The sequence below is a fragment of the Pseudomonas sp. PHC1 genome, from assembly GCF_046487845.1.
In the GTDB taxonomy this organism is placed as follows: domain Bacteria; phylum Pseudomonadota; class Gammaproteobacteria; order Pseudomonadales; family Pseudomonadaceae; genus Aquipseudomonas; species Aquipseudomonas sputi.
Genome location: NZ_JBJXHJ010000003.1, coordinates 45,997 through 70,821, shown reverse-complemented (window position 1 = coordinate 70,821; position 24,825 = coordinate 45,997). Strand labels below are relative to the sequence as shown.

General features: G+C 62.6%; 19 protein-coding genes and 1 pseudogene. 3 read left to right on the top strand and 17 right to left on the bottom strand.

Annotation, left to right across the window (positions count from 1 at the left end):
- Positions 1-69: 69 nt before the first annotated feature.
- From hutG to hutC, 11 genes are all read right to left on the bottom strand, one after another.
- Positions 70-870, bottom strand: a complete 801-nt coding sequence (gene hutG / locus ACKJSM_RS05375; RefSeq protein WP_410236844.1) for an N-formylglutamate deformylase — start codon at positions 868-870, stop codon at positions 70-72.
- A 10-nt stretch (positions 871-880) separates the two neighbouring features.
- Positions 881-2,086 (bottom strand): imidazolonepropionase, encoded by a 1,206-nt coding sequence (gene hutI / locus ACKJSM_RS05370; protein ID WP_410236843.1) that lies wholly within the window; start codon positions 2,084-2,086, stop codon positions 881-883.
- Between the two features lie 63 nt (positions 2,087-2,149).
- Positions 2,150-3,682, bottom strand: a complete 1,533-nt coding sequence (gene hutH / locus ACKJSM_RS05365; protein WP_410236842.1) for a histidine ammonia-lyase — start codon at positions 3,680-3,682, stop codon at positions 2,150-2,152.
- A gap of 117 nt (positions 3,683-3,799) precedes the next feature.
- A complete protein-coding gene (hutH, locus tag ACKJSM_RS05360) occupies positions 3,800-5,323 on the bottom strand; it encodes a histidine ammonia-lyase (RefSeq protein WP_410236840.1) in 1,524 nt (507 codons plus the stop codon).
- 81 nt (positions 5,324-5,404) lie between these two features.
- The gene (locus ACKJSM_RS05355; protein WP_236182502.1) at positions 5,405-6,235 is read right to left on the bottom strand and encodes a glycine betaine/L-proline ABC transporter ATP-binding protein; all 831 of its coding nucleotides are present in this window, start codon (positions 6,233-6,235) and stop codon (positions 5,405-5,407) included.
- Positions 6,232-7,083 carry an ABC transporter permease gene (locus ACKJSM_RS05350; RefSeq protein WP_007952475.1) on the bottom strand — a complete coding sequence of 284 codons (852 nt, stop codon included), beginning with the start codon at positions 7,081-7,083 and terminating at the stop codon, positions 6,232-6,234. The genes ACKJSM_RS05355 and ACKJSM_RS05350 overlap by 4 nt, the downstream gene beginning before the upstream one ends.
- A gap of 84 nt (positions 7,084-7,167) precedes the next feature.
- Positions 7,168-8,136 (bottom strand): ABC transporter substrate-binding protein, encoded by a 969-nt coding sequence (locus tag ACKJSM_RS05345; RefSeq protein ID WP_410236838.1) that lies wholly within the window; start codon positions 8,134-8,136, stop codon positions 7,168-7,170.
- 70 nt (positions 8,137-8,206) lie between these two features.
- Positions 8,207-9,679, bottom strand: a complete 1,473-nt coding sequence (locus ACKJSM_RS05340; protein ID WP_410236837.1) for a purine-cytosine permease family protein — start codon at positions 9,677-9,679, stop codon at positions 8,207-8,209.
- A 74-nt stretch (positions 9,680-9,753) separates the two neighbouring features.
- Positions 9,754-11,436 carry a urocanate hydratase gene (gene hutU, locus ACKJSM_RS05335; protein WP_236182505.1) on the bottom strand — a complete coding sequence of 561 codons (1,683 nt, stop codon included), beginning with the start codon at positions 11,434-11,436 and terminating at the stop codon, positions 9,754-9,756.
- A gap of 489 nt (positions 11,437-11,925) precedes the next feature.
- Positions 11,926-12,495: a HutD family protein gene (locus ACKJSM_RS05330; RefSeq protein WP_410236836.1), complete on the bottom strand. Its 570-nt coding sequence runs from the start codon at positions 12,493-12,495 to the stop codon at positions 11,926-11,928.
- Positions 12,492-13,202, bottom strand: coding sequence for a histidine utilization repressor (hutC, locus tag ACKJSM_RS05325; RefSeq protein WP_236182522.1), 711 nt, complete (start codon positions 13,200-13,202; stop codon positions 12,492-12,494). Before hutC ends, ACKJSM_RS05330 begins: the two co-directional genes overlap by 4 nt.
- Before the next feature lie 145 nt (positions 13,203-13,347).
- Here hutC and ACKJSM_RS05320 point away from each other — a divergent pair, with 145 nt between their 5' ends.
- Entirely contained in the window at positions 13,348-14,712 is a 1,365-nt protein-coding gene (locus tag ACKJSM_RS05320; RefSeq protein ID WP_410236835.1) for a formimidoylglutamate deiminase, read from the top strand.
- A 48-nt stretch (positions 14,713-14,760) separates the two neighbouring features.
- Here ACKJSM_RS05320 and ACKJSM_RS05315 read toward each other — a convergent pair whose 3' ends face one another.
- Together ACKJSM_RS05315 and ACKJSM_RS05310 are read right to left on the bottom strand one after the other, a co-directional pair.
- On the bottom strand, positions 14,761-15,330 hold the full coding sequence (locus ACKJSM_RS05315) for a lipocalin family protein (protein ID WP_236182508.1): 570 nt from the start codon (positions 15,328-15,330) through the stop codon (positions 14,761-14,763).
- Positions 15,331-15,361: 31 nt separating this feature from the next.
- Positions 15,362-15,616: a hypothetical protein gene (locus tag ACKJSM_RS05310; protein ID WP_007952486.1), complete on the bottom strand. Its 255-nt coding sequence runs from the start codon at positions 15,614-15,616 to the stop codon at positions 15,362-15,364.
- Between the two features lie 283 nt (positions 15,617-15,899).
- Between ACKJSM_RS05310 and ACKJSM_RS05305 the strand changes: the two are divergent.
- Positions 15,900-16,934 (top strand): annotated as a pseudogene (locus tag ACKJSM_RS05305) (cache domain-containing protein); the annotation flags it as partial.
- A 93-nt stretch (positions 16,935-17,027) separates the two neighbouring features.
- Positions 17,028-17,792 carry a methyl-accepting chemotaxis protein gene (locus ACKJSM_RS05300; protein WP_371857895.1) on the top strand — a complete coding sequence of 255 codons (765 nt, stop codon included), beginning with the start codon at positions 17,028-17,030 and terminating at the stop codon, positions 17,790-17,792.
- A gap of 220 nt (positions 17,793-18,012) precedes the next feature.
- Here the strand turns inward: ACKJSM_RS05300 and ACKJSM_RS05295 are convergent, their stop codons facing one another.
- The 4 genes from ACKJSM_RS05295 to ACKJSM_RS05280 all read right to left on the bottom strand — a co-directional run bounded on the left by ACKJSM_RS05295 (position 18,013) and on the right by ACKJSM_RS05280 (position 24,776).
- On the bottom strand, positions 18,013-18,615 hold the full coding sequence (locus ACKJSM_RS05295; protein ID WP_410236834.1) for a DUF924 family protein: 603 nt from the start codon (positions 18,613-18,615) through the stop codon (positions 18,013-18,015).
- Positions 18,616-18,618: 3 nt separating this feature from the next.
- Entirely contained in the window at positions 18,619-19,629 is a 1,011-nt protein-coding gene (locus ACKJSM_RS05290) for a class 1 fructose-bisphosphatase (RefSeq protein ID WP_236182511.1), read from the bottom strand.
- Between the two features lie 195 nt (positions 19,630-19,824).
- The gene (locus ACKJSM_RS05285) at positions 19,825-21,189 is read right to left on the bottom strand and encodes a DUF3999 domain-containing protein (RefSeq protein ID WP_410236832.1); all 1,365 of its coding nucleotides are present in this window, start codon (positions 21,187-21,189) and stop codon (positions 19,825-19,827) included.
- Positions 21,186-24,776 (bottom strand): DUF2339 domain-containing protein, encoded by a 3,591-nt coding sequence (locus ACKJSM_RS05280; RefSeq protein ID WP_410236831.1) that lies wholly within the window; start codon positions 24,774-24,776, stop codon positions 21,186-21,188. The genes ACKJSM_RS05285 and ACKJSM_RS05280 overlap by 4 nt, the downstream gene beginning before the upstream one ends.
- Between the last annotated feature and the right edge of the window lie 49 nt (positions 24,777-24,825).

Here is a 24,825-nt window from a genome sequence, read left to right as displayed (position 1 = left end):
TGGCGACTTCTCCCGATCGTTCCCACGTCGAGGCGTCGAACCGTCTGCGTGGGAACGATCAGAGCAGACTCAGTTGTAGTGCTTTGTGCCCCAGGCGAGCAGCCCTTGCAGCAGCTCCTTGAGCACCACCCGCGTCGGCTCCGCCAGATCGGCACGGTAGCGGAACGGTTCGAACTCTTCCATGTAGGTGCACTGGCCCAGCTCCAGTTGCACGGCGTGGATATTCTCGGCCGGGTTGCCGTAGTGACGGGTGATGTGGCCGCCCTTGAAGCGTCCGTTCAGCACATGGCTGTAATCGGCGTGGCGGGCGCAGATCGCTTCCAGTTGCGTGGCCAGTTGTGGATCGCAACTGGCGCCATTGAAGGTCCCGAGGTTGAAGTCCGGCAGCTTGCCGTCGAACAGGTGCGGGATGATCGAACGGATCGAGTGCGCATCGAACAACAGCGCGTAACCGAACTCAGCCTTCAGCCGCGCCAGTTCTTCCTGCAAGGTGCGGTGGTATGGCGTCCAGATTTGCTCAAGGTACGTCGCACGTTCTTCTTTCGACGGCTCCTTGCCTTCCTTGAACAACGCAATGCCATCGAACAGCGTCGCCGGGTACAGACCGGTGGTGGCGCCGGCGTACAGCGGCTTGTCGTCGGACGGCCGGTTCAGGTCGATGACAAACCGCGAGTATTCCGCTGCCAGGGTGCTGGCGCCCAGCTCGGCGGCGAAATCGTAGAGCTGCGGAATGTGCCAGTCGGTGTCCGGCAGGCTTTTCGCGTCCGGGATCAAACCGGCCTCGACCGCCGGGGTCAGGCGCACGCCGGCGTGGGGCATGCTGATCAGCAGCGGCACGCGCCCTTGTTTGAAGTTCAGAACCTTATCCACAACCGCTCTCCTACAGACTTGATTCAACGCCGTGACGCACGACGCGCTTGTCCAGTTCACCACCCAGCCAGTAGGCCAGATCCGCCGGGCGGTCGATCTGCCAGGCGACAAAATCCGCGACCTTGCCGACTTCCAGCGAGCCGTGGGTTTCGGCCATGCCCAGGGCTTGCGCCGCATGAATCGTGGCGCCGGCCAACGCCTCTTCCGGAGTCATGCGAAAGCAGGTGCAGGCCATGTTCAGCATCAGGCGCAACGACAGCGCCGGCGAGGTGCCGGGGTTGAGGTCGCTGGCGATGGCGATTTTCACTTTGTGCTTGCGCAGGGCGTCCATCGGCGGCAACTGGGTTTCACGCAGGAAGTAGAACGCGCCCGGCAACAACACCGCGACGGTGTCGGATTCGGCCATGGCGATGGCGTCGGCTTCGTCCATGAACTCCAGGTGATCGGCGGACAACGCGTGATAGCGCGCAGCGAGGCTGGAGCCGTGCAACGACGACAATTGCTCGGCATGCAACTTCACCGGCAACCCGAGTTTTTGTGCGGCAATGAACACCCGCTCGACCTGCTCCGGGGAGAACGCCAGGTATTCGCAGAACGCATCCACCGCATCCACCAGGCCTTCAGCGGCCAGGGCCGGGAGCATCTCGGCGCAGATGTAATCGATGTAGTCGTCGGCGCGATCCTTGTATTCCGGCGGCAATGCGTGGGCGGCCAGGCAGGTACTGCGCACGCTGATCGGCAGCTCGGCGGCGAGGCGACGGATGACCCGCAGGATCTTGCGCTCGCTGGCCAGATCAAGGCCGTAGCCGGATTTCATTTCGACCGTGGTCACGCCGTCGCGCATCAGGCTTTTCAGGCGCTTGGCGGCGCTGGCGAACAGCTCGTCTTCCGAGGCTTCGCGGGTGGCGCGCACGGTGCTGGCGATGCCGCCACCGGCCGCGGCGATCTCGGCGTAACTGACGCCCTGCAGGCGTTTTTCGAATTCGCCGCTGCGGTTGCCGCCGAACACGGTATGGGTGTGACAGTCGATCAGGCCGGGGGTGACCCACGCGCCTTGCAGGTCATTGACCGCCGGGTATTCGCCTGATGGCAGTTGGCTGCGCGGGCCGATCCACTCGATGAACGCACCGGACGTCACGATGGCCGCATCCTCGATGATCGAGTAGACGCCTTGCGCCATGGTTGCGACGTGGCAGTGTTGCCAGAGGGTTTTCACTGTAGGCCTCCGTTGGATTGCGATCGTCCCCACGCTCTGCGTGGGAACGATCATCAGTGGTGGTTAAAGGCTCGGCAGCAGTTTCGCCGGAACCAGCTCCGTCAGCACCCGCGAGGCCAGCAGCTCGGTCGCCGCATTGATGTCCGGGGCGAAGAAGCGGTCCTTCTCGTAGAACGGCACTTCGCGACGCAGAATCCCCCGAGCCTGTTCCAGTTTGGCCGAGGTCTTCAGGCCGTTGCGCAAGTCCAGACCCTGCACCGCCGCCAGCCACTCCACAGCGAGAATCCCGCGCGTGTTCTCGGCCATTTCCCACAGACGCTTGCCGGCGGCCGGGGCCATCGACACGTGGTCTTCCTGGTTGGCGGAGGTCGGCAGGCTGTCCACCGAATGCGGATGGGACAGTGCCTTGTTTTCGCTGGCCAGGGCCGCTGCGGTCACCTGGGCGATCATGAAGCCGGAGTTCACGCCACCGTTGGCGACAAGGAACGGCGGCAGTTGCGACATGTGCTTGTCCATCATCAGCGAGATACGGCGCTCGCTCAGGGAACCGATTTCGGCAATCGCCAGCGCCATGTTGTCAGCGGCCATGGCCACGGGTTCGGCGTGGAAGTTGCCGCCGGAAATCACGTCGCCTTCGGCCGCGAATACCAACGGGTTGTCGGACACGGCGTTGGCTTCGATGGCCAGCACTTCAGCGGCCTGACGGAACTGGGTCAGGCACGCGCCCATGACTTGCGGCTGGCAACGCAGCGAGTACGGGTCCTGAACCTTCTCGCAGTTCTGGTGCGAGTCGGAGATTTCGCTGCGCTCGCCCAGCAGATCGCGGTAAGCGGCAGCGGCGTCGATCTGGCCTTTCTGGCCACGGGCGGCGTGGATGCGCGCGTCGAACGGCGAACGCGAACCGAGCACTGCTTCCACCGTCAGACCGCCCAGCGCCAGTGCGCCGGCGAACAGGTCTTCACCTTCGAACAGACCGCGCAGCGCGAATGCGGTAGACACCTGAGTACCGTTGAGCAGCGCCAGACCTTCTTTGGCCGCCAGCGTCAGCGGGGTCAGACCGGCGACTTTCAACGCTTGGGTCGCTTCCATCCACTCGCCCTTGTAGCGCGCCTTGCCCTCGCCCAGCAGCACCAGCGACATGTGCGCCAGCGGTGCCAGGTCACCGGATGCGCCGACCGAACCTTTCAACGGAATGTGCGGATAGACCTCGGCGTTGATCAGGGCGATCAGCGCATCGATCACCACGCGACGGATCCCGGAGAAACCACGGCTGAGGCTGTTGACCTTGAGCACCATGATCAGGCGCACCAGCTCATCGCTGATCGGCTGGCCGACGCCGGCGGCGTGGGACAGCACCAGCGAGCGTTGAAGGTTTTCCAGGTCTTCGCTGGCGATGCGGGTCGAGGCCAGCAGGCCGAAACCGGTGTTGATGCCGTAGGCGGTGCGGTTTTCCGCGAGGATCTGCTCGACGCAGGCCACGCTGGCTTCGATCTGCGCGCTGGCGCTGTTGTCGAGGGTCAGCTTGACCGGATTCTGATAAACGTCACGCAGTTGGGCCAGGCTCAGTTGGCCGGGGATCAGGTTCAGCGCCGTCATTTAAATGCTCCTTTTGAGGCATTGTTATTAACTACCAGTCGCTCCGGAGCATTCCGTTATCCGTCGCTTCTCGTCTTTTGGACGATCCGCGCCTTGGCACGCTGGTATGGGTAGTTGTCAGTGCAGATTCGGTAATGCGTTGTGCAGTAGATCCGGGTCTTTCAGAACGCTTGCGGCAGCGGCGATATCCGGCGCCAGCCAGCGGTCCTGATCGTAGGCCGGGACTTTTTCGCGCAGCAGCCGCCACGCCACATCAGTGCCGGTGCCAAAGCGCTGTTCCTTGAGAAATTCAAACGCCTGAGCCGCCAGCAGGTACTCGATGGCAAGAATCTGCGTGCAGTTTTCCAGCGCGCGGAGAAGCTTCAGCGCGGCGTTGGTGCCCATGCTCAAGTGGTCCTCCTGCAGGCCCGAGGTGACGTAGTTGTCGAGCACCGCCGGTTGCGCCAACTGGCGGTTTTCCGCGCACAGCGACGCAGCGACGTATTGCACGATCATCATCCCGGAGTTCACCCCCGGATTGGCCACCAGAAACGCCGGCAGACCGCTGACGTGCGGGTTGATCAGGCGATCCAGACGTCGCTCGGCGATCGAGCCGATTTCAGCCATCGCAATCGCCAGCAGATCCGCCGCCAACGCCACCGATTGCCCGTGCGGGTTGGCCTGGGACATCACCCGGAAGTCGTCCGGCGTGCCCAACAGCAAGGGGTTGTCGGTGCAGCCGTTGAGTTCGGTTTCGATCTGTTTGATCGCGTGTTCCAGTTGATCGCGGGCGGCGCCGTGCACCTGCGGGATCGAGCGGATGCTCAAGGCATCCTGAGTGCGAATACCTTTGCTCGCAGCGATCACTTCGCTGCCATCGAGCAAGGCGCGCAGATTGACGCCGACCTGCTGCATGCCTGGATGCGGCTTGAGCGCGATGATCTCGGCATCGAACGCGGCAATCTGGCCGCGCTGGGCTTCGAAGCTCATGGCGCCGATCACGTCGGCCCATTGCACCAGACGCGTGGCGTCGGCAATCGCCAGGCAACCGAGGCCGGTCATGCACGGTGTACCGTTGACCAGGCACAGGCCGTCCTTCGCCCCGAGCTGTACCGGTTGCAGGCCTTCTTCGGCCAGCGCCTGCTGCGCGGACACGACCTGCCCGCGATAGCTGACATTGCCCACGCCCAGCAGCGCGATGCCGATGTGTGCCATGTGAGTCAGGTAACCCACCGAGCCCTGGGACGGCACTTGCGGGGTGATGCCGCGATTGAGCAGCGCCAGCAGCGCTTCGACCACCCGGCGATGAATCCCGGATTTGCCGTGGCTGTAGTTGCGAATCGCCGCGCACATGATCGCGCGGGTCTGCTCATCGGCCAGCACCGGACCAACGCCGCAGGCATGGCTGAGCAAGGTGTTGCGCGACAGCTGGCTGAGCTGTTCGTCTTTCAGCGAGACGTTGCACAGCGCGCCGAGCCCGGTGTTCACGCCATAGGCGCGCTCGCCGCTGGCAACGATGCGCTGGACGATGCCCTGCGCGTTTTCAATGCGCGCCCAGGTCTGAGCCGACAGCTCGAGCGGCGCACCATGACGAGCGACTGCGACCACATCCTGCCAACGCATCGGAGCGTCGGCGATCACGATTTTTTCAGCCTGGGACATCTAAAACCTCTTTAACCTGATCGTCACGGGATGTATTCCCACGCAGACGGTTCGACGTGGGAACGAGCCTGCCGTAAACCTTTAAACCACCGCCGACCGCCGCTGCACGAACCGGTCGACATACTCGTCCGCCGGCGAATGCAAAATCTCTTTCGGCGTGCCGACCTGAATCAGGCGGCCGTCCTTGAGGATCGCGATGCGGTTGCCGATGCGCACGGCCTCGTCGAGGTCGTGGGTGATGAAGACGATGGTCTTGTGCAGGGTCTTTTGCAGCTCCAGCAACTGGTCCTGCATCTCGGCGCGGATCAGCGGATCCAGCGCGCTGAACGCTTCGTCCATCAGGATGATGTCGGTGTCCGCCGCCAATGCGCGGGCCAGACCTACACGCTGGCGCATGCCGCCGGAGAGCTGGTGCGGGTATTTGTTTTCGTAGCCCTTGAGGCCCACGGTGTTGATCCAGTGCAGCGCGCGTTCGGCGCACAGTTGCTTGGTCTCGCCGCGCACTTTCAGGCCGTAGGCGACGTTGTCGAGCACGGTCTTGTGCGGCAGCAGGCCGAAGCTCTGGAACACCATGCTGATCTTGTGCCGGCGAAATTCGCGCAAGGCGTCCATGTCGTATTGCAGGATGTCCACGCCGTCCACCAGGATCGCGCCGCTGGTCGGGTCGATCAGGCGGTTGAAGTGGCGCACCAGGGTCGACTTGCCGGAACCGGACAGGCCCATGATCACGAAGATCTCGCCGGTACCGATGCTCAGGGACAAGTCGTTGACCCCGACCACGCAACCGGTTTCGTTCAGCACCTGATCCTTGGTCTTGCCCTGGCCGACCATCGCCAGGGCATCCTTGGCGCGGTTGCCGAAAATCTTGAAGACGTTTTTGACTTCGATCTTGCTCACGGTTGCGTTGCTCATTTGCTCACCTCATGCCGTGGCCGACCATACGCCTGGGTAATGCGGTCGATGACCACTGCGAGAATCACGATCGCCAGACCGGCTTCCAGCCCGCGTCCGACGTTGAGGGTCTGAATGCCCACCAGCACATCTTCACCCAGGCCACGGGCACCGATCATCGAGGCGATCACCACCATCGACAGGGCCATCATGGTGGTCTGGTTGATCCCTGCCATGATGCTCGGCAGGGCCAGCGGCAGTTGCACGCCGAACAGTTGCTGCCAGCGGTTGGCGCCGAAGGCGTTGATCGCTTCCATCACTTCGCCGTCGACCTGGCGGATGCCCAGATCGGTCAGGCGGATCAGCGGCGGCGCGGCGTAGATCACGGTGGCGAAAATCGCCGGCACCTTGCCCAGGCCGAACAGCATCAGCACCGGAATCAGGTACACGAAGCTCGGCATGGTCTGCATGATGTCGAGCAGCGGCATCAGCACCGAACGCAGGCGATTGCTGCGCGCCGAGAGAATCCCCAGCGGTACGCCGATCAGCACCGAAATGACCGTCGCCACCATCATCAGCGCGAGGGTCTGCATCAACTTGTCCCACAGACCGACGGCCCCGACCAGGAACAACAGACCGACGATCACGGCAGTGGTCACGACTTTGCGCGTTGCGTGCCAGGCCACGACACCGACGATGGCCAGCATCAACCACCACGGCGCGGCGCGCAGCAGGCCTTCAAGATTGACGATGGCCCACAGCAGGGTGTCGGAGATATGGCGGAACACATCGCCGTAGTTGGTGACCAGCGCATCGACCCAACCGTTGACCCAGTCGGCGATGGAAAAGGTAAAGCTTTCGGGAAACATAAGCGGCTCTCAATCAGGAAACTCAATCAAGCGATGGCGGCGAACACCCCGGCCAGCCTCTCGGTTGGCCGGGAGGAATTCCACCTACAGCGCCGCGTCGATTTTCTTGGCAGCGTCTTCACTCACCCACGCATGCCAGACCTCAGGATGTTCCTTGAGGAAGATTTTCGCCAGTTTCGGCGACTCGATACGTTCCTTCGCCATGCGGCCCAGGTTCTGGTTCAGCAAGTCGATCGGCAGGTTGACCTTTTCCAGCACGGCCACCAGCTCCGGCGCTTGTTCGTGGAAGGTCTTGGACAGACCGACCTTGATGGTCACGGTCTTGTCGACGCCCGGTTTCTCTTCCAGTTTCACTGCGTCGATCTGGCCCATCAGCGGGGTTGGCGACCAGTAGTAGAACAGGATCGGCTCGCCACGCTTGTAGCTCGACAGCACCGCCGCATCCAGGGCTGGACCGGTGCCCGGGCGGAAGTTGGTGTAGCTGCTTTCCAGGCCATAGCTTTTCAGCATTTCGCTGTTGTCCAGCTCGCAGGTCCAGCCGGCCGGGCAGTTGTAGAAACGCCCCTTTGAAGGCTCTTCGGCGTCCTTGAAGACAGCGGCGTATTTGCCCAGGTCGGCGATGTTTTTCAGGTCCGGCGCCTTGGCTTCCAGCTTGCGCTTGGCGTCGCCTTCGATCACGTAGCGCGGCACGTACCAGCCTTCGATCGCGCCCACCACCGGGGCGCCGACGCCGACCACCTTGCCGGCCTTCTCGGCCTTGTTCCAGACCTCGCTGCGGCCGACCCATTCTTCGGCGAAGATCTGGATGTCGTTGCTGCTCAGGGCGTTTTCCATGGTGATGGAGTTGCCCGGCAGGCTGTCAGTCTTGCAGTCGTAACCTTTTTCCAGCACCACTTGCATAACGTCGGTCAGCAGCATGCCGCTTTCCCAGTTCAGGCCGGCGAATTTCACCGGTTTGCCGGACTCGCACCAGCCGGCGGCCTGAGTCGCGCCGGCGCTGGCCAGCAGGCCCATGGAAAGCAAAGTGGTCAGCAGGGTCTTGTTCGATTTCATTGTTGTGACGCTCCTAATCATGAATTGGCTTACGGCAGTCAAGAGGCATCCAGCCCTGTCCACGTCCAGATCAGGCCTGCGCCGCAGCGCGACCGGCCCCGCTTGTTTTAGGTTGTACAACGCTGTGCTGCTCGACGGGCAGAATCAGTCGGTCGGGTACGGTGCCGTGCCATTTTTTCGCGCAGACGTAGTACAGCGCTGCGGGCAGCACGAGACCGATGATCCAGGAAATATCCACATCCCCCAGAGCCGCTACCAATGGACCGGTATAGAACTTGGTGGAAATGAACGGCAGCTGCACCAGCACCCCGAACACATAAATGCTGATACCGAGGAGGTTCCAGCGGCCGTAGCGACCGTTCGGATCCGCCAGCGCCGGTACGTCGTAGCGCTCGCGGGTGATGCAGTAGTAGTCCACCAGGTTGATCGCGCTCCAGGGCGTGAAGAACGCCAGCAGGAACAGGATGAAAGACTTGAACGCACCGAGGAACGAGTGCTGGCCGAGCAGCGCGATCAGGGTCGCCGCGCCGACGATCACCAGCACGAACCCCAGACGCTGCATCCGGGTGACCGTCACGTGGCCTCGGAAGCCGCTGATGATGGTCGCGATGCACATGAAGCTGCCATAGGAGTTCAGGGTCGAGATGGTGACCTTGCCGAACGCGATGCTGAAATACAGTAGCGCGGCGGTGGCACCGGTCCCGCCCAGACCGACGATGTAGGCGACTTCATGACCGGCGAATTGCCCGTTGGCCGAAGCGGCCGCGAACACACCGAGAATCATCGCCACCTGCGCACCGATCACCGAACCGGCACCGGCGGCGAAAAAGGTTTTCACCGAAGACACCTTGCTCGGCAGGTAGCGCGAGTAGTCCGCCACGTATGGGCCGAAAGCGATCTGCCAGGAGGCCGCGAGCGACACCGCCAGCAGGAAACTGCTCCAGCTGAAGTGGCGGATTTGCAGAAGAGCACCGACGTCCACCTGACTCATCAAACGGCTGAACAGGTACACGAAAGCAATCACGCCAATGGCACTGGCGATACGGCCGATCCAATGGATCACCCGATAACCGAGCACCGTGACCGCGACGATGACGCTGGCGAACAGCAGGATGCCGACAGTGTCGCTGACCCCGAACAACTGGCCCAGCGCCTGACCGGACAGCACGGTTCCGGTGGCGGTGAAACCGAGGTACATCAGGCACACCAGCACGATCGGAATCGCCGCGCCGTAAACGCCGAACTGCACCCGGCTGGAAATCATCTGCGGCAGGCCAAGCTTCGGCCCTTGCGCCGCATGCAGCGCCATCACCCCGCCACCCAGCAGTTGCCCGATCAGCAGACCGATCAACGACCAGAACACATCGCCGCCCAGCACCACGGCCAGGGCCCCGGTGACAATCGCGGTGATTTGCAGGTTGGCCCCCATCCACAGGGTGAACTGACTGAACAGACGACCGTGTCTTTCCGCTTCCGGGATGTAGTCGATCGAACGCCTTTCGATCAACGGTTTACTGCCTGCACGATCGGTGTTGCCCGCCATGATTCAACCTCTGTGGATTGTTCTGGTTAGTGTTGTGGCCCTGTGGGAGCGAGGGTGCCCGCTCCCGCCGATATTCACTTGCCGGTAATCATCGGCAGGTTCAGGCCCTGCTCCTTCGCGCAGTCGATGGCGATCTGGTAACCGGCATCGGCGTGACGCATGACGCCGGTGCCCGGGTCGTTGTGCAGCACGCGAGCGATACGCTCGGCCGCTTCGTCAGTACCGTCACAGACAATCACCATGCCCGAGTGCTGGGAAAAGCCCATGCCGACGCCACCACCGTGGTGCAGGGACACCCAGGTCGCACCGCTCGCGGTGTTCAGCAGCGCGTTGAGCAGCGGCCAGTCGGAGACGGCATCGGAGCCGTCCTGCATCGATTCGGTTTCACGGTTCGGACTGGAGACCGAGCCGGAGTCGAGGTGGTCGCGACCGATCACGATCGGGGCCGACAGCTCGCCGCTGCGCACCATTTCGTTGAACGCCAGACCGAGCTTGGCGCGCAGGCCCAGGCCGACCCAGCAGATACGCGCCGGCAGACCCTGGAAGCTGATGCGCTCGCGCGCCATGTCCAGCCAGTTGTGCAGGTGGGCGTCGTCCGGGATCAGTTCTTTGACTTTAGCGTCGGTCTTGTAGATGTCTTGCGGATCACCCGACAGCGCCGCCCAGCGGAACGGGCCGATGCCACGGCAGAACAGCGGACGAATGTAGGCCGGTACGAAGCCAGGGAAATCGAATGCGTTTTCGACGCCTTCTTCCTGAGCCATCTGACGGATGTTGTTGCCGTAGTCGAACGTCGGCACGCCCATCTTCTGGAAGTCGAGCATGGCTTTGACGTGCACCGCCATCGATTGCTTGGCGGCCTTGACCACAGCGGCTGGCTCGGTCTTGGCGCGGGCGCGGTATTCGTCCCAGGTCCAGCCGGCCGGCAGATAACCGTTGAGCGGGTCGTGGGCGCTGGTCTGGTCGGTGACCATGTCCGGACGCACGCCGCGCTTGACCAGTTCCGGCAGGATTTCAGCGGCGTTGCCGCACAGGGCGATGGAAACAGCCTTGCCTTCGGAGGTGTATTTGGCGATGCGGGCCAGCGCGTCGTCGAGGTCTGTGGCCTGCTCGTCGACGTAGCGGGTCTTGAGGCGGAAATCGATGCTGATCTGCTGGCATTCGATGTTCAGCGAGCAGGCACCGGCGAGGGTCGCGGCCAGTGGCTGGGCCCCACCCATGCCGCCGAGGCCGGCGGTCAGTACCCACTTGCCGGTGAGGTTGTCGTTGTAGTGCTGGCGGCCGGCTTCAACGAAGGTTTCGTAGGTGCCCTGGACGATGCCCTGGCTGCCGATGTAGATCCAGCTGCCGGCGGTCATCTGGCCGTACATGGCCAGGCCTTTGGCGTCGAGTTCGTTGAAGTGCTCCCAAGTCGCCCAGTGCGGCACCAGGTTGGAGTTGGCGATCAGCACGCGCGGGGCGTTGCTGTGAGTCTTGAACACACCGACCGGCTTGCCCGATTGCACCAGCAGGGTTTCGTCTTCGTTGAGGTGGGTCAGGCTCTCGACGATCTTGTCGTAGCACTCCCAGTTACGCGCAGCGCGGCCGATGCCACCGTAGACCACCAGCTCTTTCGGGTTCTCGGCGACTTCCGGGTCGAGGTTGTTCATCAGCATGCGCAGCGGCGCTTCGGTCAGCCAGCTCTTGGCGGTCAGCTTGTTGCCGCGGGCGGCGCGGATCTCAACATTACGAAACTTAGTAGGCTTATTGTCAGTCACGAAAAAGACTCCTCAGCGATCAATTCAAACCAACCCTGGCAGTGGGCAAGCAGCCTGTGCGCCTCAGTGCGCGACAAGCGAATCAGTGGACGCTGCGGAGAGTCTCGATTGACTCATACGCATACGTCTTTACTTGTACATACAAGCATATGCAATCAAGCGGCCAACTTGTTGGAGGGCTGTTCAACAAAAATCCCGGACAGGTCTGCAGAGCGCCTGAATCAAGGGTTCTGGCGTTCATGAAATTTTTCGTGGGGTGAATTGAGGGCGGCGCGAGGTTGTTACGAAAGCGTGGTTTTGCGCCACGCTGGGGCGTTCGGTAACAAGTTGGTGCGCATTTCGGGAACGTCGGGACGAAAAAAAACCGCTGCTTTCAAAGCAGCGGTCTTTCACAGTTTGATCGTTCCCACGCTCTGCGCGGGAATGCCGCCATGGACGCTCCGCGTCCGCTTTGTGACGCAGAGCATGGGAACGATCCGTGGGAGAGAATCAGCGCATGGACAGTTCGATCACGCAGCAGCCGGCCGTGACGGCAATCTCGGTCAGCCCGGTGTTACCGTCCAGTTGCAGACAGTCATGGCGACCCAGTTGCGATGCACTGTCACCGACCGTGACCTCCAGCAGTTCACTGACACTGAACACCAGCACGGTGCTCGCCGAACTGAAAAACCGCTGCTCGCCCTCCAGCCATTGCAGCCGTGCGCGGTAACGCTGGGGCGCATAGATCAGGTTGAAGTCGCGGATCGCGCCGCCAAGCAAGGTGCAGGAGACCTGGCTTTCGCCGCTGAAGGCAAACGGGTCGAGGGGTAACAATGGCCGAGTATCGTCGCCGTCCACACACAGGGTCATGCCGTCGCCCTGCAACACCGTGATCACCCGCTGGTAACCGGCGAAAGTCGAGAAACCACCGGATTCGGCGATGTCGGCAATCGACAGGCGCCAACCAAAACCGTCGAGGCCGGCACCGGCGTCACGGGTGATTTCCTCGGTGCTGCCGCCGCCGTTTTTCCACGGCATGCGCGGGTAGCCTTCGGCGCGTAAAACCTTCAAACCATTCATTTATGAAAACGCCCTTCCAGACGATGACGAGAACCGGGGTGAATCAGGCGCGCCGCCGTCACCGGCTGACGACCCGACCAGGTACGACGGCGGATCAACAGGCACGGCTCGCCCTTTTCGATCTGCAGCAGTTTGCATTCGGACGCTTCGGCGAGGATCGCTTCGACCACGTGCTCGCCTTCGGTCAGCGGCGCGACCTGGTTCAGATAGGCGTAAGGCGTTTGCAGGGTGAAGTCTTGCTTGAGGTAGTCAGGGGCGACCAGCGCGTTGACGAAGCGGTCTTCGATTTGCACCGGAATGTCGTTTTCGTAATGCACGATCAGCGAGTGAAACACCTTCTGCCCTTCGCGCATGTCCAGCGCCAGCGCGCGCTCGGAACCGGCGGCCTCTTCTTCCAGAGTGATGACCTGACAGGTGTGGCGATGGCCACGGGAGGCGATTTCGTCGGCGATGTTGTGCACTTCGAACAGCGCGGACTGGCTCTTCGGTTCGGCGACAAACGTGCCGACGCCTTGCATACGCACCAGCAGACCGTCGGCGGTCATTTCCCGCAGTGCGCGGTTGATGGTCATGCGGCTGAAGCCCAACTGGCTGACCAGCTCGCTTTCCGACGGCACGCGGTAATGTGGCGGCCAGTTACCGCTGTCGATCTGCTGGGTGATCATCTGTTTGACGCGGGCGTACAAGGGCGCCGGACTGTCGCCCATGTTCGCGGCCAACGGGGAGACTGGAGGCGGAGTCGGCACGGTGGATCCCTGTTCATTGGTGAAAGTGGCTAGCTTGCCGGAGTTTACCGGGCAGGCAAACGTCTGTATATGTATATACAAATAACACACGATGGGGTACTGAACCATGTCCGCCTTCTTCGCCGAACGCGCGCTGCTGCCTAACGGATGGGCCAACCATGTACGTCTCGAGGTCAGCGCCGATGGCGTGCTGACCCGAATCCAGGCCGATTCCACCGCAGATGGCGCCGAACGGCTGAGCGGTCCGCTGCTGCCGGGGATGCCCAATCTGCACTCCCACGCGTTCCAGCGAGCGATGGCAGGACTGGCGGAAGTGGCCGGCAATCCCAACGACAGTTTCTGGACCTGGCGCGATCTGATGTACCGGCTCGTCGGAAAAATCAGCCCGGACCAGCTCGGTGTGATCGCCCGTCAGCTGTACATCGAAATGCTCAAGTCCGGTTATACCTCGGTCGCCGAATTCCATTACGTCCACCACGACAACAACGGCCAGCCTTACGCCGACCCGGCCGAACTGGCATTGCGCATCAGCCAGGCGGCCAGCTCGGCCGGTATCGGTTTGACCTTGCTGCCGGTGCTCTACAGCCACAGTGGTTTCGGCGGCCAGACGCCGAACGAAGGTCAGCGCCGCTTCATCAACAGCACCGAAAATTACCTGAAGCTGCAATCGCGTCTGCAGCCGCTGCTGGCGCAGCAACAGGCCCAGTCGCTGGGCCTGTGCTTCCACTCGTTGCGCGCGGTCACGCCGCAGCAGATCAGCGAAGTGCTGGCGGCCAGCGACAAGCAATGCCCGGTACACATCCACATCGCCGAGCAACAGAAGGAAGTCGATGACTGCCTGAGCTGGAGCGGTCGCCGTCCACTGCAATGGCTGTACGAGAACACCGAAGTCGATCAGCGCTGGTGCCTGGTGCACGCGACCCACGCCAATCCGGAAGAAGTCACGCTGATGGCCAAGAGTCGCGCCATCGCCGGCCTGTGCCTGACCACCGAGGCCAACCTCGGCGACGGGATTTTCCCGGCGGTGGATTTTCTCGCCCAGGGCGGGCGCATGGGTATCGGCTCCGACAGCCATGTGTCGTTGAGCGTGGTGGAAGAACTGCGTTGGCTGGAATACGGCCAGCGCCTGCGCGATCAGCGACGCAACCGCTTGTATGGCGCGGATCAGCCAATGGTTGGGCGCACGTTGTATGACGCGGCGCTGGACGGTGGCGCTCAGGCGTTGGGCCAGCCGATCGGTGCGCTGGAGGTCGGCAAACGTGCCGACTGGATTGTGCTCGATGGCAGCGATCCGTATCTGGCCACCGCCAGTGGTGACGGGATCCTGAACCGCTGGCTGTTTGCCGGCGGTGACCGTCAGGTGCGCGACGTGCTGGTCAACGGTCAGTGGGTTGTTCGAGAGGGGCGACATGCCGGGGAGGAGGACAGCAATCGCGCCTTCACCCAGGTTCTGCGAGACCTTTTGGGCTGACATAAAAAAACCTGTGGAGGGCAACCTCCACAGGTTTTTTGTTGCGCGTCAGTTGGACGTCTTGGCCATCTGCTGATCCGACGCCCGCCAGATCAGGCGCGTGGTGTCGTAACCCTGCTGACGTGCCTTGCTCAGCAGTTCCTCACGCACCACACCGTTGACGGTCGGCGTGCGGGACAACAGCCACAGGTAGCGACGACTCGGGTCACCCACGAGGGCAGTCTTGTAGTCATCGCTGACATACAGCACCCAGTACTGCCCCTTCGCCACACCCGGAATCAGGCGCGAGAACCAGGTATCGAACTCGACCCACAGCTTGTCAGTCTTGCCCGGCACTTGGGGATAGGCCGTGCCTTTGGCCTCTTCCCACTGCCAGTCTGCCGTCAGGCAGCGGTTGTACACCGCGATATTGCCGTCGGGTTTGAGCGAGTAACGGGCTTCGGATTGCGCGCAATTGCGCTGGAAATACATCGGCAGACGCGCCAGTTCGTACCAGGTGCCCTGGTAACGCTTGAGATTGACACTGTTGACCGTCTTCGGCGCCAGCGGATCTTCACCGGACGTGGCGCAGCCGGCCAATACCAGGCCGGCCAAAAGGACAAGCAATAACCGCTTCATTGTTTTTCTCCCGTGGGCGCGTGGCCCCGGTTTACTTCAGGCCTTGGCCGGAAAACATCAGCACTTTGTCACCGGCGTACTGCACGCTGATAAAGCTGTTCTTGTCGCCCCAGGTGCAACTGGACATGCCGAGCGCGCCCGAGCAATCGGTGGGCTTGCCGAGCAGCGTCTCGACCTCGGCCTTGGCCATGCCGGCCGAGAGCTTCGAATAGTTTTCCTGATTGACCTTGCTGCATGCGGCCAACAGCACGCAAAACGACAGAAGGGCGATAGATCGCAGCGACATGGGGTAACTCCTGGAACGGAAGGGGGGTGGCATGGTGCCAACCAGAAGCTTAGAAGAGAAAACCCCTGTCTGGTTCCCTGCGACACTGGCTATTTATTCGCCCGCTCGTCCGGCTTTTGTCGGCAAAATCAGACAGTTCATCGGGCTGTTGCGCATTTCGTCGCCTTTCGCCAAAACCGCCTAATCTTTGGCGCGCCGTGGTCGAAATAACAGCAGCGCAAAGCCCCGGACTGTGGCAAATTGCCGCCCTTTCTTGACCAGCCCCTTCGCGGTAGCTCCCTTAATGACCAGAAACATGAAATTCAGCCACAAGATCTTGTTGGCTGCCGCCCTTGTGGTGGCCGTTGCGTTCGCCTGTTTCATTTTGTTCAACGACTATCGCCAGCGCGAAGCCCTGCAGAGCAGCACCGAAGCGTCGATGCAGGAACTGGGCAGCCTGACCACCAGCAACATCCAGACCTGGCTGGAAAGCCGCATCCAGTTGCTGCAATCGATGGCGCAGCAAGTTGTCGCCGACGGCAACGCCCCGGCCAGCCTGAAACGCATCATCGACCTGCCCGCCTACACCGGCAACTTCCAGCTCAGCTACTTTGGCGGCGCCGACGGCGTGATGTTCTCGGTCCCGGCCGGCAACCGTGCGCCGGATTACGACCCGCGCGCCCGAGGCTGGTACAAGGCAGCCAACACAGCACAACAGACCATCGTCACCGAACCGTACATCGCAGCTTCCTCGGGCAAACTGGTGATCACGGTCGCCACCCCGGTGCAGCGCCAGGGCCAGATGATCGGTGTGGCCGGTGCCGACATCGACCTGTCCAGTATCAGCGCGATCATCAACTCGCTGAACTTCGGCGGCCACGGCCATGCGTTCATCGTCGGCGCCGACGGCAAGATCCTGATCCACCCGGACAGCAAACTGGTGCTCAAGACCCTGGCCGAGGCCTATCCCAACGGTGCACCGAAAGTCAGCCCGGGCCTGAAAGAGGTCGAGTTCGACGGCAAGACCCAGCTAATCTCCTTCACCCGCGTCAACGGCGTGCCGTCGGCCGACTGGTACGTGGCGCTGGTGCTGGACAAGGACACCGCGTTCTCGATGCTCAGCGAATTCCGTACCTCGGCGCTGATCGCCATGGTCATTGCCGTGGTGATCATCATCGCCCTGCTCGGCATGCTGATCCGCGTGCTGATGCAGCCGCTGCTGACCATGGGCCGCGCCATGCATGACATCGCCGAAGGCGAAGGTGACCTGACCAAACGCCTGACCATCCACGGCCACGATGAATTCGGTGCGCTGGGGCTGTCGTTCAACCGTTTCGTCGAGCGTATCCACACCTCGATCCGCGAAGTGTCGTCGGCCACCGGGCAAGTCAATGAAGTCGCGCTGCGCGTGGTCGCTGCATCGAACTCGTCGATGTTCAACTCCGACCAGCAGGCCTCGCGCACCAACAGCGTGGCCGCCGCGATCAACCAGCTCGGCGCCGCCGCCCAGGAAATTGCCCAGAACGCCGCCCTCGCCTCGCAACATTCCAGCGATGCGCGCAGCCTGGCCGAAGACGGCCAGCAGGTGGTGGATAAAACCATCCATGCGATGCAGCAACTGTCGGCAAAGATCAGCGACTCCTGCGGCAATATCGAAACCCTGAACAGCAACACCGTGAACATCGGGCAGATTCTGGAAGTGATCACCAGCATCTCCCAACAGACCAACCTGCTGGCGCTCAACGCGGCCATTGAAGCGGCTCGTGCCGGTGAGGCCGGTCGCGGTTTCGCCGTGGTCGCCGACGAAGTCCGCAACCTGGCGCACCGCACCCAGGATTCGGCGCAGCAAGTGCAGAAGATGATTGAAGAGCTGCAGGTCGGCGCGCGTCAGGCGGTCGGCATCATGACCGAAAGCCAGCGTGAGAGCGAAAGCAGCGTCGGCATCGCCAACCTGGCCGGCGAACGCCTGGGCAGCGTGACCCAGCGCATCGGCGAGATCGACGGCATGAACCAGTCGGTGGCGACGGCAACGGAAGAGCAGACGGCGGTGGTCGAGTCGATCAACGTTGATATCAACGAGATCAACACGCTGAATCAGGAAGGTGTGGAAAACTTGCAGGCGACGTTGCGCGCTTGTGCGGATCTGGAGCAGCAGGCGGCGCGGTTGAAGCAGTTGGTGGGCAGCTTCAGGATCTAAGATCAAGATCAAGAGCTACCCCCTCATCGGAACGCCGCCCGCCCATCCCTCTCCCCCAGGGGGGCGAGGGGGAAAGGGAGCAGATCTTCAAGCTTTTCAAACCTGAGTTCGACTGGATAGTTCAGGTCGATGTATATCGAAAGAACAACGCGGTCAGTCCCCTCTCCCTCCGGGAGAGGGTTAGGGTGAGGGCCGGTTTTAGAGGCTGCCGAAAATCGCCCTAAAACCGCGACCCCGGCTCTTTCAAAAACTCCAGCTCCTCAACCGTAGACTCCCGCCCCAACACCGCATTGCGATGCGGAAACCGTCCAAACCGCGCAATCACCTTCTGATGCCGCTCGGCATAATCCAGGTTGTCGGCAAACACCCCGCGCTCCGCCTCCGGCTGCTCAGCCACCAGATCAATGAATCGCGAGACGGCTTCATTCTGCACTGCGAGGTTTTCGCAATGTTCGAAGACGAGGTAGATGAAGAGTCGCTGGATCGGTTTCAACTGCCGATCGAAGTCTGCAGCAATTCCCTGAGCAACCAGTTTCTGCGCCCGTAGATCGCCGGAAAAAGCCTTGGGTGTGTCGCGAAAGATCATTCGCGGAAGTTGGTCGAGCAACAGCACGACCGCCAGCCAACCTTCGGGACATTGCGTCCACTCGGTCAATTCGCCAGCGAGGGCCTGATCGAACAAGACCCCGAAACGCTCACGCGCTTCGAGGTCCTGGCTGTCTTTCTTGCCAAACCACAACTTGCCCTGTTGCGCCGAAACTTCAGTGGCTGATTCGGCATGACCGAACCACCAATCGAGCAACGGCTGCCAGGGCGCGGTCATGGGTTATTCCTTGTGGTAAGCCGTGGCGCGGGCGACTTCTTCTTTCGAGCCGAGGAACACCGCGACGCGCTGGTGCAGGCCTTCAGGCTTGATGTCGAGGATGCGCTGGTGGCCGTCGGTGGAAGCGCCGCCTGCCTGTTCCACCAGGAACGACATCGGGTTGGCTTCGTACATCAGGCGCAGTTTGCCTGGCTTGGACGGCTCGCGGCTGTCACGCGGGTACATGAACAGACCACCGCGGGTCAGGATGCGGTGCACGTCGGCAACCATCGCCGCGACCCAGCGCATGTTGTAGTTCTTTTTCAGCGGACCTTCTTCACCGGCCAGCAATTCCGAAACGTAGCGCTGTACCGGAGCTTCCCAGTGACGCTGGTTGGACATGTTGATGGCGAATTCCTGGGTGGTTTCAGGAATGGTGATGTCTTCGTGGGTCAGCACGAAGCTGCCCATTTCGCGGTCCAGGGTGAAGCCTTTGACGCCGTGGCCCAGGGTCAGCACCAGCATGGTCTGCGGGCCGTAGATGGCGTAACCGGCAGCCACCTGCTGGGTACCCGGCTGCAGGAAGGCCTTTTCATCCAGGGCTTCGTTCTGGCTCAGGTATTCGTTCGGGCAACGCAGCACGGAGAAGATGGTGCCGACCGGGGCATTGATGTCGATGTTCGACGAACCGTCCAGCGGGTCGAATACCAGCAGGTAGGCGCCTTTCGGGTATTTGCCCGGAATCTGGTAGGCGTTGTCCATTTCTTCGGACGCCATGCCGGCCAGGTGACCGCCCCACTCGTTGGCTTCGAGCAGGATTTCGTTCGACAGCACGTCGAGCTTCTTCTGCACTTCGCCCTGTACGTTTTCCGTGCCCATGCTGCCCAGAACGCCACCCAGGGCGCCTTTGGACACGGCGTGGCTGATCTCCTTGCAGGCACGCGCCACCACTTCGATCAGGAAACGCAGATCGGCAGGAGTGTTGTTGCTGCGGGTCTGCTCAATCAAATAGCGACTCAGGGTAACGCGGGACATGGACGGCTCCGGTGGAATGGGGGGCTAAAAACCCGCGCAGTTTACAGGGAGTCTGAAACCGTAGCGAGCAATGACGCCCGGTAACGTGCGTCGGGGGCAATTCCTGCTATCAGACGTGATCGAACCGAGAGAGTTCAGGCACCGGATCCAGCGTAGTTGGAAACCCGACGGGTGTGGAGGTTACACCCGTCATATTCAGGATTTGGCCGACGGCTTGCGCAGCAGACTGATGGCCATCACCGCCAGAAACAGCACACTGAGCAGCAACACCGCCCACAGGCCGAACGTCTTCCAGTGGGTGTCGGTGGTCGCAGCCGTGGTGGCCGTCGAGGTCTGAGTCACCAGCGCTTCACCCTGCACCGTGGCCTTGCCCAGCGTCGCCAGTTTCTCCGGTTTGAAATCGGGGATCAGCGTGGTCAGCGGCAGGTTCGCCGTCTTCACGGTCGGATTGCCCAGCGCCAGGCTGTAAGGCCCGTCGCCGCGTGCAAGGAAGATCACCTGAGTGGCGCGCACCGCGTATTTCACGCTCGGCGCCTGCTCGCCGAGACCGCCGCCGCGTTCGTCGACCGTGAGTTTCAACTGCTGCACGGTCTGGCCGTAGAGCTGCAATTCGTTCTGCACCACGTCCTGGCCATTCTGGGTCAGGCGATAGAGCAAGCCGCTGCTCAGCGGTTGCCACGGCAGGCTGCTGTCGCGACGCCCCGACAGTGTCACCGGTGCCAGGCTGTTGGCCTGCTTCAGTTCGACCTGCACGCGCTCGATGTTCAGCCCCATCGGCAACTGCCAGGTGTACTCCCCGGCCTTGCCGCTGCTGCCGCCCAGTGCCGGCGACCAGACCAGTGGCAGCGGCAGGTTGCGCGGGTCGCTGCTTTTCAATTGCGCCGACGTCAGGACCGGCGCCGAGGCCGGCGAATCCCACAGTAGACGCAAATACCGCGCCGACTGCCCCGGCAGCGCCACTTCATGCTGCTCGACCCGTTCGTCGGCAAAGGTCAGGCGCGCGACCTGGCCTTCGCCCCAGGTTTGCCAGTGCTGCAGGTCGTCGCTGGCCTCGATGCTGAAACGCTGGAAGCCGTCGCGCTCGCTGGTCCAGTCGAGGATCAGTTGCTGCAACGGCGCCTTGATCGCACTGGCGTCGAGCAGCCAGCCACGCAGCACTTCCTCGCCCGCTTCAAGCTGACTGGACGGCTGCACCTCCACCAGCGTGCCCGTAGTGGTGGATTGCACGCGCACGCTTGGCGCGCGTTCGGTGGCATCCGCCGAGTTGTACAGCGGGAACCACTTCACCTCATGCAACTGGCCATCGTCGCGGGTCTGCGCCGACTCCCGGGCCAGCGCATAGGCCTGCGGCTCTCCGGCGGCGTTGAACACCCGCAGGTCGCTCAGATCAGTCTGACGCGCCTGCAACTGCACGCTCAGCGGCAGTTCGAGGCGATACCACGGGCCAGAACCGCTGACCGACAACGGCACTTGCGCGGCGAAGTCCGCCGGTTTTTCCTGGGCGCCGGCCATCATGGCTACCCCCAGCAACAACCACCCGAGATTAAGCTTGCGACTCAAGACGACACTCCTTCGGTTTCCGGGGTCGGTTTGTCCGCCGCCGGTGCAACTTCGGCGCGTTTGGGCGGCAGCGGCGCAAAGTAGCCCACCACCAGCAGCAACACGCCGACGCCGATGAACGAGACGATCCGGGCCAGTCCGCCACGGTTGCTCAATTCGACAAAAATCAGTTTGGCCACCACCAGCGCAATCAGCGCCGCACCGATCAGCCACACTTCGCGGCGATGGCGCAGGTGCCCGCCGATCATCAGCGCGAGCGCCATCAGCGTCCAGACGATGGACAAACCGGCCTGCACCAGCATCGAGTCGAGCAGCAGATCCAGCTCGAACGGAATGCCGGCCCAATGGTGCGCGGCGCGAGTGACCAGCGCAGTGCAGAACGCGAACAGCGAAACGCCGGCAATCAGTTGCGTCGCGTATGCCGCGTAATCCTGGCGGATCGACAGCTCGGCAACGGCACTGCGCGACCAGACGTAAACCCCGAACAGCGCAAACAGCAGACCCAATTCCAGCGGGTTGAGCAGCGGCACGTAAGGCAGCGGCTCGGCGTTGCCATCGCTGATGCCATTGGCCAGCCAGAACCAGACCAGCATCAGCACCGCCAGCGGCGCCGCCGCGTACAGGCGATATTCGCGAGGGAACGCCGCCACCGGCCATGGCCACTGATGCGGTGCAGCCATCAGCAACAGATACACGCTCGGCAGAATCGCCCAACCCAGCCAGCGCCAGGCATTGTATTGCTCGGACAACAGCAGCAGGCCGTAGCGCAACTCCAGCGCCAGCACGCCGATCAGCAGCCAGCAACCGAGCACATGCGCCGTACTCAGGGCCCGCGCCGGCAGCATCGGTGCCAGACGTCGCAGGCTGATGAAATGCACGACGAACACCGCCGCCCACGCCAGCCAGCCGAAGTCCGCCGCCGGGTGAAAACGCGAATGCCACGCGGCCAGCAACACCAGCCCGGCCGCCGGAATCAGCAAGGTGCAAAGCAGACCGAGCGACAGCCATTTCAGACGCAAGGCCAACAGCGTCCACAACGCGACGCTCAGCGCAGCGACCAGCAGCAACAGTGGCGCCTGCAGATTCAACGGCGCAAACCGCAGCACTTCGCTGACCCACGCCAGCGCCCACCAACCGGCGCCCCACACCAGCAATACTTCCGACAGTCGCTGCAGACTCAGCACCTCGAACGCCGAGGCGTGATTACCCAATTGCAGGCGCCACGCCCCGATCATTGCCGCCAGGCCCAGCACCAGCGGCGTCCAGAATCCGCCATGGGCCAGCGGTCGCAGCCCCTCGCTGGACAACGGCCCGAGCAACTCGGGGCCGGCCAGCAGAAACGCCGCGCCGCCGATCAACTGCAACAACAATCCGAACACAAAACTCACGCGCTGCTTGAGGTACAGACTGAGCCAGATGATCAGCAAGCCACTGGCCGCCCACACTGCGCTTGCGGTCTGCCACGGCAGCACGAACAGCACCGCCAGATTGATCAGCACCAGCCCCGCCAGCAGCACCACCGACAAACCGCGCAGCAGCCGCACATCGCTGCGCACCATCTCGTCACGCGCCGCCAGCAACATGCCGGCGATCAGCGCCAGACCGATCAGCGAAGCGCTGAGCAAACCGCTCCAGCCCGCGCTGAACACGGCCGCCGAGCCCTCACCCGCCCCTTGCAGGCGCAACAGGAACAACGCCCCGCCGAGCAACTGCACGGCAAACGCGGTGAACAGGAACGTGCGCGATTGCAGGCGCAAGCCAACAAACAACGTCGCCAGCCCGGCCAATGCCCAACTGATCGCCGTGCCCTGGGTGAAGAAGAACAGCGGCGCCAGCAGATACAGGAAGGTCAGCCCCAGACACGCCAGCGCCGGCAGCCCCTGACGCTCCCACGGCGAAACCTGCTCCGGCAACGCCTTGCGCAATTGATAGAAGCTGAACAGCAACGCCGCGCCCAGCATCAGCGCGCCCAGCGGCGCAGCGTCGAGCAGGCTGCTTTCGCCAACACGCAACTGACTGAAAAACGCCAGCGCCGAACCCAGTTGCAGCAGCAACGCGAAGGCCCGGGCCAACGGCCGGTGCTGACGCAAGCCGAGCCAGAAAATTCCCGCGCCCTCCACCGCCCACGCGGCGGACGTCCAGCGCGCATCCAGCCCCAGCGGAATCGCCAGGCTGGCGAAAATCACCCCGAGCGCCAGGCAAGTCTCGCCCAGTAACATCGCCCGGCCACCCATCAACACTTTGGCCAGGGCCATATAAATCATGCCCAGCGCCAGCGCACTGAACGCAGCCGCGAATTCCAGATGCTGCACCAACGCGAATTGCAGGCCGAAACCCACCAGCGGCGGACCGAACAGCATCGTCCCATCGACGTAGTCACCCTTGCGCGCCGACCAGTGCAGCAGCGCCTCGCGATCGCTCTCCTCTGGGGCGTCCGGCATGTCCAGCAATTTGCGCCGGGCGAACAGCAGGCCGATGGCCAGGTACATCAGGAAGAACAGAATCAGGAACGGTTCGGTGCTCCACAGCAGTTCCGGCGTGTACGAACGCAGGCCCCAGGCAAAACCGATACCGAAGGTGCCGACGAAACCGATCAGGTTGAGCAGGCGCCAGGCCTTGAACCAGGCGATGGCCAGAATGCCGGCGTTGAGCAAAGCGAAATAACTGAACAGCGCGACATGGTTACCGGCGCCGGTCGAGGTCAGGATCGGCGCGGCGAACCCGCCCAGCGCGGCGACGCAGGCCAGGGCGAGGGAATCCTGGGTAATGGCCAGAATGGCCGAAAACACCGTCACCGCCACCAGCAAGCCCAGCGCGGCAGACGGATCGAGTAGCGGATGCAGACGCATCGCCGCAAACACCGTCAGGTACAGCACCGCGATCCCGGTGCCTTGGAGCATCAAGGCGTAGCTGTTGTTGCGATGGCGCAACCACCAGCCCAGCGCCAGCAAGCCCAGCGCTGCCGCCGCGACCCCGGCGTAACGCAACTCGATCGGCACCACCATGCCTTCGGTGGCGTAGCGCAGCAGGAACGCCAGACCGAAAAACAACAGCACCACGCCGACCCGCAGCACGGTGTTGCCACCGAACAGCCAGTTGCGCGCAGCGCTGATGCCGCGCTCGATGAAGTTCGGGCCACGGGGTTCGGCGGGTTGTCGGGGTTCAGGCGTAACGGCGTCCAGACGCCAGGCATCGACCGGCAGCGGCTGGCTGGATTCGCTGGCGGCGACGGCAACAGGTTCGAGTTCGGGCGGCAGTTCCCAGACCAGCTCGGGTTCTGCGGAAGAGGGTTGTTCAACTACCATGGCGGGTTCAACGACCGTTACGCTGGCCGGCGCGACGCTCGGCGGCGCTGGTGAATGCGCCGGAGCGCCTTCCAGCAGGAACAGGCGCTGCTCGACACCCTGCAACGCGATCTTCACGTGATCCAGCTGACGCTGTTGCTCGGCGGCCTGTGAACCGAGCCGGGCAATGCGCATCGCCTGGCCGGTGGCGAGCCCGAGCAAGGCACCCAACAGCGCATCGCTGAACGACTCGTCGAGCAGCCAGCCGAGCAGCAGCCCGATCAACATGAACATCCATTGCATGGTCGATATCCCTGAGCAACCCCGTGGCGGGGCGGAACCAAGGCTCAGT

Excerpts from the sequence above, each read along its gene's own strand:
- ACKJSM_RS05310 (WP_007952486.1), bottom strand. The coding sequence starts at position 15,616 with ATGTCGCTGCGATCTATCGCCCTTCTGTCGTTTTGCGTGCTGTTGGCC.
- ACKJSM_RS05330 (WP_410236836.1), bottom strand. The coding sequence starts at position 12,495 with ATGAATGGTTTGAAGGTTTTACGCGCCGAAGGCTACCCGCGCATGCCG.
- hutC (WP_236182522.1), bottom strand. The coding sequence starts at position 13,202 with ATGGGCGACAGTCCGGCGCCCTTGTACGCCCGCGTCAAACAGATGATC.
- ACKJSM_RS05340 (WP_410236837.1), bottom strand. The coding sequence starts at position 9,679 with ATGGCGGGCAACACCGATCGTGCAGGCAGTAAACCGTTGATCGAAAGG.
- hutH (WP_410236842.1), bottom strand. The coding sequence starts at position 3,682 with ATGACGGCGCTGAACCTGATCCCCGGCCAACTGAGCCTGGCCCAACTG.
- ACKJSM_RS05290 (WP_236182511.1), bottom strand. The coding sequence starts at position 19,629 with ATGTCCCGCGTTACCCTGAGTCGCTATTTGATTGAGCAGACCCGCAGC.
- ACKJSM_RS05295 (WP_410236834.1), bottom strand. The coding sequence starts at position 18,615 with ATGACCGCGCCCTGGCAGCCGTTGCTCGATTGGTGGTTCGGTCATGCC.
- ACKJSM_RS05350 (WP_007952475.1), bottom strand. The coding sequence starts at position 7,083 with ATGTTTCCCGAAAGCTTTACCTTTTCCATCGCCGACTGGGTCAACGGT.
- ACKJSM_RS05300 (WP_371857895.1), top strand. The coding sequence starts at position 17,028 with ATGTTCAACTCCGACCAGCAGGCCTCGCGCACCAACAGCGTGGCCGCC.
- ACKJSM_RS05280 (WP_410236831.1), bottom strand. The coding sequence starts at position 24,776 with ATGCAATGGATGTTCATGTTGATCGGGCTGCTGCTCGGCTGGCTGCTC.
- ACKJSM_RS05355 (WP_236182502.1), bottom strand. The coding sequence starts at position 6,235 with ATGAGCAACGCAACCGTGAGCAAGATCGAAGTCAAAAACGTCTTCAAG.
- ACKJSM_RS05320 (WP_410236835.1), top strand. The coding sequence starts at position 13,348 with ATGTCCGCCTTCTTCGCCGAACGCGCGCTGCTGCCTAACGGATGGGCC.
- ACKJSM_RS05345 (WP_410236838.1), bottom strand. The coding sequence starts at position 8,136 with ATGAAATCGAACAAGACCCTGCTGACCACTTTGCTTTCCATGGGCCTG.
- hutH (WP_410236840.1), bottom strand. The coding sequence starts at position 5,323 with ATGTCCCAGGCTGAAAAAATCGTGATCGCCGACGCTCCGATGCGTTGG.
- ACKJSM_RS05315 (WP_236182508.1), bottom strand. The coding sequence starts at position 15,330 with ATGAAGCGGTTATTGCTTGTCCTTTTGGCCGGCCTGGTATTGGCCGGC.